Source organism: Novosphingobium sp. JCM 18896 (assembly GCF_025938095.1).
Taxonomy (GTDB): Bacteria; Pseudomonadota; Alphaproteobacteria; order Sphingomonadales; family Sphingomonadaceae; genus Novosphingobium.
On the sequence record NZ_JAPCZF010000007.1, the window covers coordinates 1 to 12317 of the forward strand.

Consider the following 12317-nt stretch of genomic DNA (forward strand, 5'->3'; position numbering starts at 1 on the left):
CCCCGCTAGTGCCAGCATCGTCACATGACATCGTCATAGCACTAACGACCTCCGCCTGATCAAAGGCGGTGAAACTCGGCTACGCGGTTCACACCCGCAAGGTGGGGCTCAGGCTCCGCTTACGTTCTAGCAACGGGACTGCCCTGAACGAATGGCGGGTTTCAAGAAGCGGCTACGGCTCCTCGAACGGCAGGAATGTCGGCGGGAGGCGCCCTCACCCAGCCCGGCTTGAGCGCCCGACGGCCCGGTTGTGGTGTCCGGACAGGCAGTTATCGAGCGGCGAGGAATGGAAAGCGGACTTATAGACCTAGCACCCCAATCGCGCTTATTGAATCTCCCAGCTATCCAGAAACGCCATTGCTTTTGCCTTCATCCTCGGCATCTCATCGGCTTCCGTTTCGTCAAAACTGAACTGGAGTAACATACCTTTGTAGCCCCAAACGGTGGTGCATAGGTTTGAGGGTTTCGGGTTCGCCGGATTGGGTTCGAAGAGCTGACAGCTCGCAACCTGCTGCCACGTTTTCTGACCAGTTCGGTCGTCGTGATACACGATGAATAGATCTGAGGACCAAGAACCGAGTTCGTTCTGACGGCGCTCGAATTTTGGGTTCGTGCCAGTCAGCTCCGTTGCCTTCCCACATACAACATCCATCAAATGCGACACACCACCCGGACAGCGTCCGGCTAAAGGCTGAACTAGGATGCGATGCTTCGGTATCTGGTTCGGGTAGCGGTTGGGTTCCAATAGAAACACGAAGCTATCGCTCTCGGGAGCGGGGAGCCAGGGTATCTTGGCGTCGAATACGTGGTTTTTGGGCACATCGAATTGATGCCCTGCAACGCTCTGCCGAGATTTTTCGCTAAAGCCGGCCGCCGCAGACCAGATCGCGACAATCGCGCCAACCGACAGGAGAGCAGCTTTCATCACCCCGCATTCGCCCGATCATCGCAAAAAACTCGTCCGCTTTTATCCGAATGATGCCAAGATACAAAGGTCCGCAATGTTGGCGCGAATGGCCGGCGGACTTCAGCCTGCGGTCCGCGTATGAGAGCGCCCTTGGTCGCAGCAAGAGTGGCCAGCATCCCAGCCCTGTTGGCTGTTGATGCCGAGCATACAGCTCCATGGGAATTTTAAACCCCCTCAAGGCCTTTCTAAACGATTTGACAGATAAAATTGTTTAGAATAGCCCTTCGTAGTATTGGAGGGTTCATGTCGCCGACTCGCATAATCCGCAAGCAGCTGAAAGCCATCGAGGCAGAGCTCGAGCTCGTCGATGGCCTGCGGGACCTAGCGAAGACGGAAGGGGGGCGCATGACGGAGTTCGGCCGCGCTCTCCTCGTGGCTGCGAAAGATGCAGAAGTGAAGCAATCCTTCATGGCCCGTTTGCTCGGCATATCTCCGGGCGCTGTTTCGCAGCACTACAACAAGTAAGGGCATGGTGATGGATCAGGACAGCCCTCAGGTTACCCCCGCCTTTAGGCCAGAAGGAAGTGGCTCATCGGCAGCGCGTAGCTTCAGAATGGTATTCTTGTCCGTTCTTTGCGTAACGATACTTTGTCTCGGAGGCCAAGTTCTACTTGCGGCTCTGTGGCCTCTCCCAACTCAGAATCAGCAGGGGGTGTCCGATGCGCTTGGTTTTGCCTGGAAGACGGGGCTGGGATCGATAGTAGGATTGCTCGGCGGCAAGCTCGTCTAGGCCAGGCACCTGCCATGGCCAACGTGCAAAATAGGGGCGTCCTTGCCGGTTCCGTTTAACGAATGGCAGCCTTCAGGTAGGCCATTTGGTAGCCTGAATGTCGGCAATGGCTAAGGGGTTGCGGTCATCGTATCGCTATCCCCGCCGCGGATGAACGGGCGGCAGCTAACGATGCCGCGATCCAGGACCGCGAACGGCAGGTCTGTTGGCGGACGTCGCCATTCGCTCCGCAATTGCATGCCCCCTCCTAGGATCCCGCGACTTAAGGGAGTACCGGGGCGGTTTGAACCGCTCCGAGCCTGTGTAACAAATTATTGCCCCCTTCAGTGATTGCGGGCGCCACCTTGAAATTCAGCCTTCGAGCGATAGCTTGAAGGAGCGGACCGGGCCCCTCTGGCGAGAATAGTCTCGTGATGTCGGACGTATCGAACTCACGGGGTCTTCCGAATTCAAACGTACCCCGCGAGCTAGATCCATTGAAGTTGGATAGAGGAGTATGTTGTGATCTTATCTTTGCTCGCCATGACTGCTGCTAGTGCTGCGCCGATTGCTAATCAGGTGCATCGGACGAACGTCGAGAATGAGGGTCGGCGATATGAAGTCAGCTATCGCGCCGATGTAACGACATCAACCCAGCAGATTGGCATGTCAGCGGGGACTAGGCCCAGCACTGAACGCTGTCTCTGGTCGGTCCGGGTAGCCGTCATCCGCGATGTCACCCCCACCACCGGCGCAGCGCTGTCGCATCGTCTTGACGACGATAACGTGATCCGTGGCAGTCATTTCGGCAAGTGTTCGGAAAATAGAGGAAACGTTGCCGCTTCTATCGCGCGGCGTGCCGACGATGTGCGGGCCCATCTCGTGAAAGCTGCTGACCGCGATGCTGACCGCTTGGCCGCCGATCTGCGCTCGGCTCAGCAATTCGCGGCGAACTGACGCCTTTAGCCGTTGGTTAGGGTGCCCCCGAACGCGGCTCGTCCGGGGTCCTCTAAGTTGAAGGGCCACTGTCGCAAGTGAGTCCTTCAAGATCCCGGCTCCGGCCCGCACGAGCAAACTGCCCCCTCCCGAACTGTTGGCGCTTGACGCCACATCGTCGAGGAGCCTCAGTCGTTATTGGGAGTCCAGCGTAAGCTCAATCAAGCAGGGAGAAACAGCGTGAGCGAAGACGGTTGGAAAAGCTTCCTTGCCGAGGGTTTGACTGATTGGGTGGTTCTACACGGCGGAGCCGCCGCGTTCTTCAGGACCGGTTCGCTCGAAGCCGCAGGGCGCCTGGCCGCCTCCATCTCTGCGGTATCGGACCTCTCCGGTCGCGGCGCGAAGATCACGATCTCTGATGGGGGCGTCGCGATCCGGCTCACGCGGGACGTTTGGCAGCTTGAAGACGAACACCGGGGGCTGGCTCGAGCCGTGTCTTCGGTAGCCCATCACCAAGGAGCTGTTGCAGACCGAAGCGCGGTGCAGGAAGTTCAGATTGCGGTTGCCGCGAAAGAAAGCTGCATAGATCTCGGGTTCTGGCGAGCGGTGCTCGGGTATGAACCGATGGCCGATGACAATGCGGTAGACCCACTGGGTCACGGATCCACGGTCTGGATGCAGGAGCTGTCCGAAACGAAGTCACTTCGCCATGCGATGCACATCGACGTTTCTGTCTCGCGAGATCAGGTGCAGGCGCGCCTCACTGCGGCCATTGCCGCAGGCGGCCGTATCGTCGATGAAAGCCACGCGCCCTCGCACTGGACCTTATCGGATCGCGCAGGCAATCGCGTGTGCGTTTGCGCGTGGCCGGATACGGGGCCTGATCATTGAACGGCCGCTTATGCAAAACTTTGAGCACCCGGCGAACAGCCGGCCTGTGGTCATCAGATCACCCCGACCGCCCCTTGAGCCCAAATAACGGCAACAGCAGACGCGACCGCAGCCCCGATGATGATACGCGAACGTCGCGAGATTCTCGAGTGGAGCAACAACTCAAACGCACCGCCTGCCCCAAACAGCAAAACGGCTGCGGCGACGAAATCAAAACCTGACCAAGTCACTTCATCGGTGACCTGCATCGCCAGAAATGGCAGCAGCAGGCAACCCACGATGGTCGTCCAAAGAGCCAATCGCACTGTGCCAAAAGCCGGTTGATCCGTACCATCCGCCACAATGACATCCCCTGCTGATGCGGCGGTTAGCGCCGCGCCGTCACATTACAACGAACGACGTCTGTGGACGCCCCTAAAGAAGCAAGCGATAAATGAGGTCCGGCACGTAGTCAGGTGCTCTCGTCTGTCCGGCCTCTGATACAGCCTATGGCTGTGGGCCAGTATGGGAGTTCGCGGACCGGATCCACATCGGCTTTGCGCGCTTGGTTAGCGCTACGCCATTCTCTGGTTTTCCGACCCCGTCGTACCGACTGTTGTGCCATACCCTCCTTCGACCGCCTACGTCTCCCGGCGACCTCTGGCCTTCGCCGCAGCCCTACGCTGCAGCGACGACCGGAGCTTTGTAATCTTCTTTCCTGGTCATCAGTGCCCAAGCGATGCGCGCCATCTTGTTCGCGAGCGCCACCGAGACAAGCATCCGGGGCTTACGCGCTAGCATCCCTTCCAGCCACGAGCCTGGCCGCGCGCCATGTATAGTAGCCTGCCTTACGACCGCGCTACCGCCGATGATGAGAAGCCGCCTGATCGTTCGCTCGCCCATTTTCGAGATGCGGCCGAGCTTCTGCTTGCCTCCCGTCGAGTGTTGGAGCGGAGCGAGGCCCAGCCACGCAGCAAAGTCGCGCCCCTTGCTGAACGTGGCAGCATGAGGCGCCAGCGCCACGATCGCGGTAGCAGCGATCGGCCCGATGCCGGGGATCGTCATTAGCCGGCGGGCAACCTCATCCTCGCGGGCGCGACGTGCGATTTCCTTGTCCAGGTCGGCGATCCGGTCGCCAAGTTCGGCCAGCATATCGGTCATGATGCGGAACATGGCGCGTGCCGCCTCGGGCAATGACGAAGCCATTTCATCCTCGTCGAGCAAGTCCGCCAAAATCGTCATCTGGGCCTTGCCGCGCGGCGCTACCCAGCCATATTCGGCAAGATGGCCCCGCAATGCATTGATGAGCTGGGTGCGTTGCCGGACCAGTAGGTCACGGGTCCGGAAGACCATACCGGCAGCCTGCTGCTCCTCCGTTTTTATCGCAACGAAGCGCATGCCCGGTCGCCGCGCCGCCTCGCAAATAGCCTCTGCATCGACCGCATCGTTCTTGTGTCGTTTCACGAACGGTTTGACATAGGCAGGCGGGATTAGTCGCACCTCATGGCCGAACTGCGTCAACTCGCGAGCCCAGTGATGCGAGCCGCCGCATGCCTCCATCGCGACGAGGCAGGCCGGTTGCGTGGCGAAGAAGTCAAGCAGCTTGCCCCGGCTCAGCTTGCGGCTGAAGACCGCCTTACCGCGTTCATCGGCGCCATGCGCGTGGAACGAACTCTTGGCGATATCCAACCCGATTGTGATAACCTGCGACACGGACGCCTCCCTCAAGTGGTGATCAACACCTCCACTTTGGCACATCGATGCCGTCGGGGGGCGTCCACCCCATCAGCTTTCGGGAACGTGAACCATGCTGACGAACGACCGTTTTGTCGGCGGGCGACGACTCCACACCGGCTACCTTTCGCTCGCGCTGCCGATCAAAAAACTATTCCGCAGAGGGCGAATTACGAACAGCAGACGCTTAGAGCACAACAACGCGATCCAACTCCTCGTAATCAGCAACGAGGAAATCAGCACCGGCGGCTGCGAGGCGTTCGGCGAGATTGGGGCGCACGTGAGATCCCGCAAGTAGACCGACTACAGACATTCCTGCAGCCTTGGCCGCCTTAACGCCCGACACGCTGTCTTCGATCACCAGCACTCGGCTAGGCAAAACGGCAAGTTGGTTTGCCGCGTGAAGAAACAAGTCCGGAAACGGCTTGCCCCTCGCAACGTCATCAGCGCTGAACACACGACCGGCAAAATGCTCCCTCAAGCCAATCTTTGCCAAACTGGCCTCAAGCCTAGCATGCGAACTCGAAGACGCGATGCATTTCGGAGTTCCAGAATGGCGCTCAAGGTATGCGGCAGCACCCTTAACAGGCTCCAGTCCCCTGGCAAACGCTTCAAGGGTACGGGATAGGAGGGTGGTCTCAAATCCTGGCAATGCTTGGCCCGTCTCCTGCTCTATGATGTCGCGCACCTCAGAGGATCGCTTTCCAACAAAAATGTCGAGAGCGTCCTCAGGGCAAACGGAATAGCCTAGTTGAGTTGACAACTCGGACACCACGACGTTGGCGATGTGTTCGCTATCGGCGATCACGCCATCGAAATCGAAAATGAGTGCTTCAATGCTCACGTGGTCACCCTTAGAACCCGCCAGCAGATCGCTGCCGTTACGGCAGAATGGAACGGACTATTTCCTTAGGCAATCGAATGTGAGAAACTGCTTCGACTACGTGGGGGATATTGTGGACGCGATCGTTTCTGTCGAGCCAAGTGAAACAAAGTGCGGCGAAAAGCGGACACCAGAGCACTGGGTTAAGAGAGCCTGGAATGGGTTTCTCGGCTTCAATCCGCCTGACTTTCGCGATCCGCGTATATTTGTGCCGATCTTCTCAAAGCCCAACGAGGATCAGATTCGCTGCGCAGAGATGATCGCTAAACAAATCGAGGTTGAGCAAGGTTTAGCAAGCACTCGAATGACCTGGAATCTTACGTTTCAAGGATTTACGATCGCTGCATACGCGTTGGTAGCTTCGTCCAATGGCACGACGCCAGCGAAAGGAATTCTGGGATGGGCTATTGGACTTTCTTCCGGTTTTGTCGCATATGTGACTATGCGGGGTATTGTCGCATCTCAGGTTCAGCGAAAGTATCTCAAAGATTGTTGGGCAGCAAATGAGTTAACTCGTTTCTTCCCTGAACCATTTTCTATCAGCAAAACTTCCTCTCATGGTCGCTGGCCATCATATGCGATTTGCGTTGTACTCATGGTCATGTGGGCAATCCTCTTGCTCACATCACTTTGGAGCACGAATGACGACCCTACCAAGGTGCAGCTCGTACGATCTTCGAAAGTGTCGGCTCCAATTTTAGTCGGTCAGAATGTGAGAAATTTTCAGGCCAAAGCGAGGACCTCTCCGCAACCACCTGTTTTCCGTTCGACTCTGTCCTGAGGTTTCCGAAAGTCAGCGCGGCTTTTGCTATTCTCTTTCTCGGAAGTATGAACGCACGGCGCTTTCAGGGACTGCCAACCCCTACTTCGTCGACCGCTATGTCGGCGGAGACCGGGGTACGCGCGGCAGTCGATATAGGCGGCTGCGGCCAACTTTACCCTCACATGGAGATCCCGAGCGAAGTTCCGAAAGCTTTCCATTGATCATGCGGCATGGTCCGCGAACTCGAGCGTCCGAAATCCAGGCTGACGCATGCCAGGCGTTAACCTGAGCATCGCTGCATTGAGTTATCGTGGGAGGATGCGCAGTCACCACATCCCCACCATCACAGCGGTCGCGGCATCCATCTTCTCAACCGAGCCCGCAAATGCGTGTATCGACATTGCTCCGTTCAAATTCGAAGACATTCGATATGCCGATGCGATCGTGGTAGGCAGAATCTCAAATTTTCACGTCGTTCTCGACCAAAGGGCAAGAGACGATAGGGCGGAAATGCTAAAACGCCCAGATCTCTCGCCTGAGTTCCGTGCTATGATGGAAAACCAGTCCGGATGGATTACTGACTACGCGGAATTCGATGTCAATGTGCATCAAACGATCACCGGAAATGTCCCAAGAAAATTAGTAGTTACCTGGGACAACTCGACATTCTCCGAACCAGAGGTGTTTCCTGCGGGACCATATTTGATCGCGCTTCGCAGACCTCAATCTATGATACCGCCGCTTCGCGGCGGCAGTGCGACGGTTCTGCCAACTCAGCGACCAGATTTATTCACAGTCCTACAGGCTCCCTGCGCAGGTGTTTTCATCCTCGACAGCTCGCAAGAAAACATCGCCGATGCTCAGAGGGCGCTTAAGGGTGAGGCAGTAGCATCCAGGCATTTCGGAGAGCAGGTTTCACAGGACCTAAATCGTGAATATCAGCAGCTGGATGCGGTCCGAAGGCGCGCCTTCATGTGGAAGGTGATTACAATTTGCCTTTCCATCGCAGGTTTCGCTTCCATACTTTTTACTTTGCTCCGTAGACGCCGCAAGATCAACGGAATGCGCCAGAGTGATAATGCGGTCGAGCGCCGTTCAGTGGGATGACCACCCTCCTGATATGAGAAGCGCGAAATGGCTAGCGTTGCAATTCACAGAGAAAGGCGCTGCTCCAACCGCCAACCGATCCTCCCTCCCCATCATCATGAACAAGTGGCCGCTTTCAAGGAGCTCGGAGGCACGGTTGAACGGCGGCAATGTCGGCGGTACCGCGCTAGTCCCAGAGCCCTATGATCGCGCAGACTCCGCCGATCAATGCCAGCAGGAGCGCCAGCGCCATTAGGCGCCCAGCCGTCGGCCCGCACCTGTCCCACACGTGGGTTACGACCCACTCATATCCCGCTTGAAGGGGTTGGTCAGGCATAGGAGGCAACCTACTGCAGATCTGCAAGTGCGCAACAGAAGCGCTGACATGACATGCCGATGTCAGAGATCTCGGTCATCAGGCTACTCCTGATTTCGTCAAGCTTCATGAATGGCCGGCCGCTTCTAGGGAGCGAGCATCAGCCGTCGAATGTCGGCAATGTGGGCGATCATCGCGTGTCCCGGCGGCGGGGTAGATCATATCTGGAGCTTTCCGGTGTTCTCCCATCCTCGAAGATCGGTATAGATCGAGATCGATCGTCGCGGAGAACCCATGCCAGCAGCCTTTCTGCCCAAAGCGATCGAAGCAGCGTCCGTCGAAAATCAAGCCGATGTCATCGAAGTGATCGGCACCCGGGCTCAAGAGTCCGAGAAAATCGACAGACGGACTTATCAGGTCCAACAAACTCCCCACTCGGCGCAGAAGGACGCGGTGCAACTGCTCCGAGGGTTGCCCGCGATCACCGTCACGCCCGATGACCGTATCCTGCTGCTGGGTGCCGGTAACGCAAATATCTACATCAATGGCCGACCCTACATCGGCGACGCCAAGCAGTATCTGCGGACGCTTCACGGCACCGACATCGACCGGATTGAGGTCCTGACCAACCCTTCCGCGCAGTTCTCTGCGGAAGGAACCGGCGGCGTCATCAACGTCATTCTGCGCAAGAACGAAACGGCAGGCACCTCGGGCAACGTCAGCCTGCAATCCTCAAGCTACGGACACAGCCTCGTCGACACGACCGTAAACGTCAAACGGGGGAAGTGGGCCTACGAGGTCAAGGCAGGCGGAAACGTTGGGACCATGGCGCGTTCGCGCTATCAGAAGCTGCGCACCGTCGAAGGCCCAGGCGGCGACCTTGCAAACGTGAACTCGGAAGATGGAGAGTTCTCCTATGAAGGCGTGGTCGGACGGCTGAGCGGCAAGGTTACCTACGATCTCGATCCTAAGACCACCATCTCGGCCCAGCTGGGAGGCGGAGGAGGTCACGACATCGTGACCAACAAGGGCCAGTTCCTCGGTCTCACTGCCAACTTTCCCTCGTTCTACGAACACCGCATCATGAGCAGCGTCGCCAGCTACCTGATGGGCGAGTTCAGCATCCTCCATCGGGGGACTGCCAAGGGTGAGACGCTCAGCGCCTCCGCCCAGTTTTATGCGAACCCCGACGTTCGAGATATGACCGACGCGCGCTTCAGCGACGGACGGCTCTTTCGGACCGACGTTCATAAGCCCTCGCAATCCGTGGATGCACATATCGACTGGAAACGCCCCACCGCGGCAGGCCAGATCCTGTCGATCGGCAGCACTTGGCGGCTCGACGGCACAACGCAGGACTATCGGTTCACGAGCATCGGCGCCGGCAGTACGCTCGGACCTGATGTGACGGATGCGTATGACGGCTCGAGCAGCACGACTGCCGCCTATGTGACTTTTCAGCAGCCTCTGGGCGCTCTCATCCTGACGCCCGGCCTACGCGTGGAACACAATGCCCGCCGCATCTCGAGCCCTGGATCCGCCGAATTGGTGATCAGGCGATCAGATCTGTTTCCGACGTTCCACGCTAAGCAACGGCTGGGGAGAAAGCTGGATCTGAGCGCCAGTTACAGCAAGAGAATCGAACGAGCTCGCCTTGAGATCCTGCGCCCATATGGTTTGGTCGAGGATGCCGTGACGGTCTTCCAGGGCAGCCCAAACCTGAAGGACCAGAGCACGCATTCCTACGAAGTGAGCCTGCACTACCATTCGGGAAAAACCCAGGCCGGCATAATCGCCTACATGCGCGACACCGACGATGTGTGGAGCAGGACCTACACTGTGAGTCCTGCGGGAACGACCGTCTACAGCTTCGTCAATGCGGGCAGCCGCCGAAATGCCGGCGCGCAATTCGATCTCAGCACTGCGCTCAACCGCCGCCTTAAGGTCAGCGCGAGCCTCAATCTGTTCAATCAACGCAATCCGGTCGATGCTTTCGGGCGTCCCGAGGTTCGAAGCGACTTCCGCTACACGACAAACGGCACGCTCGAATGGACGCTTCCAGAGCGGGGCTCTGTGCCCGGGGACGTGGCGCAGCTTCAGTGGTCGTACAACAGCCGTTCTCGCGACTACCAGCTTACCGACCTGGCCTGGTGGGACGCGAGCCTGGCCTATACCCACAGCATCAGCCGGACGCTGTCGCTATCGGCTACCTTCCGGTCCCCTCGGCGTACACGCCAGCGCCTGATTGCACCTTTTGCCCAAGAGGCGATTTCTCGGCAGAGAACTCCCGAATTTCAACTCAAGCTACTCAAAACACTTGGCGGCCGTTGAGCCACCGCGCCGATCGAACTGAGCCGGTACACTAGAGATGAGACCTTGAACTGAACCGTCTCGGTCTTCGCTGAACGAAATTTCGCTAACGACGAGGACTGAAGGACCGTGCATCGCCGCCTCGTCGGCTGCTAGTTCCCGCAGTACACGAGGATGCTGAAATGTCACGTGTGTCGAACCGGCTTGCCAGCTCTGCGAGACTAAAACTCCCCAGCCGCCCTCGCGAGAGCATCTCAGCCTCGCTGATGGCGCGCTCCAGTGCGTCATCGACGCCGCGTTCGACCACGCACTTTCAGCGTTGCGGTGCATTGTCACCGTGTCGCTAATGCATCAGCTCTTCTACTCATTTCAGTCCCGGCATGCATCGTGAAGGGGCATCAGAGAGAAGCGACTCAGCTCAACTGATGGAACCTCGATGCGATCACCAGCCACCTGAACGCAGCGGCTCCCTAATAGGAGATGATCCAGTCTCGAAACCGCGGGCGGCAGCAGGCGGATCCTGGCGACAACCTGCACCATCGACAATACCAGGCTCAGCGGAGTAGCGCCGGTCGCCTGTGGAACAGACCTCAGACCCATGAGGTAGCACGCGACGACCACCGCCATCCTCGCGCGGCATCTCCGCGTCTGCCCCCCCCCGGCCAGCTAACTGGATTATAATGGCGATGGGTGACTGTCGAAGTGAGCGGAATCGCAACCCAGGCAAATGCGCACACGGCCGATTCGAAGTCGGCGGCCCATTTTGGGACGAGGCGCGGCGGTATAATGCTCAGAAATTCGGGCAGAGCAATAGTAGAATCACTAGGGTGAGACAAACCGTGCCACCTATACCGCGAGTTGTTTCAACCAATTAAATAGGTAGCGGCTGCCCGCCGGGCCGTTAACCGTAACAAATAACGCATACTATTTCCGCTTTAATCTGCGGCATTTACTTTAACCATTTCAATTAACTCACCGGTACTATCGGTATTAGTCTAAGTTCTAACCGACTCATTACAGCAAGTTCGCGTGTTTCATATTGGAACACTGCTTTTAACGAGCCCATTGCGCCTGCTTAACGACTCATGTAGTCGCTCCTTAACGAAACGCTAATGGTGAAAACGCCGGTAACGATTCGTGACACAGTCGGGTTTCGAGACCTTTAGGGGGTTACCATAATGAAGCAGGTGAGGTTGGTCGCCATGAGCGCAGCGGCATTGGCCGCGGTCTCGATGGCAAGCGCGGCTTCGGCCCAGGAGCTGAAGTTCCAGTTCATCAACCCGTCGTTCGGCGGCAATCCGTTCAACTCGGATCACCTGCTGGCGATCGCCACGGCGCAGCGTCCGGACAAGCCGGCCAGCGAAGACGGCACGACCGGTGAACTGACCGAGGCGCAGCTGTTCGCCCGCCAGATCCAGAGCCGCCTGCTTTCCGCCCTGTCGTCGTCCGTGGTCGAGGCGATTACCGGTTCGAACCCCGGCACCACCGGCGAGTTCACCGTGGGCGACCAGAAGATCTCGTTCGAACGCACGCTCAGCGAAATCAAGCTGACGATCTTCGACAACACCACGGGTGAGAACACGGTGATCTCGGTCCCGGTGCTCAACTTCAGCAATTCGGCCGCTTCGGCCGCACTCTCGGCCAACACGTCGGCCGAAAGCTCGCTGCTCGGCAGCACCCTCACGGGTACGTCGAGCGTGGAAGGTTCACTCCTGACCAGCCTGACTGGCCAGTAAACGGGGA

The 12317-nt window shown here is 58.0% G+C and carries 11 protein-coding genes; 7 read left to right on the forward strand and 4 right to left on the reverse strand.

All coding sequences use genetic code 11. The features are described 5' to 3' along the window. Nucleotides 1–325: 325 nt before the first annotated feature. Nucleotides 326–925 carry a hypothetical protein gene (locus OLX23_RS20880; RefSeq protein ID WP_264447089.1) on the reverse strand — a complete coding sequence of 200 codons (600 nt, stop codon included), beginning with the start codon at nucleotides 923–925 and terminating at the stop codon, nucleotides 326–328. Nucleotides 926–1210: 285 nt separating this feature from the next. Between OLX23_RS20880 and OLX23_RS20885 the strand changes: the two genes are divergently transcribed. The 3 genes from OLX23_RS20885 (at nucleotide 1211) to OLX23_RS20895 (ending at nucleotide 3503) form a co-directional block, all read left to right on the forward strand. Beyond that, nucleotides 1211–1432, forward strand: a complete 222-nt coding sequence (locus OLX23_RS20885; RefSeq protein WP_264447091.1) for a hypothetical protein — start codon at nucleotides 1211–1213, stop codon at nucleotides 1430–1432. A gap of 766 nt (nucleotides 1433–2198) precedes the next feature. Next, the gene (locus OLX23_RS20890) at nucleotides 2199–2633 is read left to right on the forward strand and encodes a hypothetical protein (RefSeq protein WP_264447092.1); all 435 of its coding nucleotides are present in this window, start codon (nucleotides 2199–2201) and stop codon (nucleotides 2631–2633) included. Nucleotides 2634–2852: 219 nt separating this feature from the next. Then, nucleotides 2853–3503, forward strand: a complete 651-nt coding sequence (locus OLX23_RS20895) for a VOC family protein (RefSeq protein ID WP_264447093.1) — start codon at nucleotides 2853–2855, stop codon at nucleotides 3501–3503. 53 nt (nucleotides 3504–3556) lie between these two features. Here the strand turns inward: OLX23_RS20895 and OLX23_RS20900 are convergent, their stop codons facing one another. The 3 genes from OLX23_RS20900 to OLX23_RS20910 form a co-directional block, all read right to left on the reverse strand. Next, nucleotides 3557–3844 (reverse strand): hypothetical protein, encoded by a 288-nt coding sequence (locus tag OLX23_RS20900; RefSeq protein ID WP_264447094.1) that lies wholly within the window; start codon nucleotides 3842–3844, stop codon nucleotides 3557–3559. A gap of 316 nt (nucleotides 3845–4160) precedes the next feature. Continuing rightward, entirely contained in the window at nucleotides 4161–5195 is a 1035-nt protein-coding gene (locus OLX23_RS20905) for an IS110 family transposase (protein ID WP_264447095.1), read from the reverse strand. A gap of 208 nt (nucleotides 5196–5403) precedes the next feature. Then, nucleotides 5404–6060, reverse strand: coding sequence for an HAD family hydrolase (locus OLX23_RS20910; RefSeq protein WP_264447096.1), 657 nt, complete (start codon nucleotides 6058–6060; stop codon nucleotides 5404–5406). 112 nt (nucleotides 6061–6172) lie between these two features. On the opposite strand from OLX23_RS20910, the gene OLX23_RS20915 reads away from it, so the two are divergent. The 4 genes from OLX23_RS20915 (at nucleotide 6173) to OLX23_RS20930 (ending at nucleotide 12310) form a co-directional block, all read left to right on the forward strand. Next, on the forward strand, nucleotides 6173–6880 hold the full coding sequence (locus tag OLX23_RS20915; RefSeq protein WP_264447097.1) for a hypothetical protein: 708 nt from the start codon (nucleotides 6173–6175) through the stop codon (nucleotides 6878–6880). Nucleotides 6881–7132: 252 nt separating this feature from the next. After that, the gene (locus OLX23_RS20920; protein WP_264447098.1) at nucleotides 7133–7969 is read left to right on the forward strand and encodes a hypothetical protein; all 837 of its coding nucleotides are present in this window, start codon (nucleotides 7133–7135) and stop codon (nucleotides 7967–7969) included. 589 nt (nucleotides 7970–8558) lie between these two features. After that, nucleotides 8559–10595, forward strand: coding sequence for a TonB-dependent receptor (locus OLX23_RS20925; protein ID WP_264447099.1), 2037 nt, complete (start codon nucleotides 8559–8561; stop codon nucleotides 10593–10595). 1181 nt (nucleotides 10596–11776) lie between these two features. After that, entirely contained in the window at nucleotides 11777–12310 is a 534-nt protein-coding gene (locus OLX23_RS20930) for a curli assembly protein CsgF (protein ID WP_264447100.1), read from the forward strand. Nucleotides 12311–12317 lie beyond the last annotated feature (7 nt).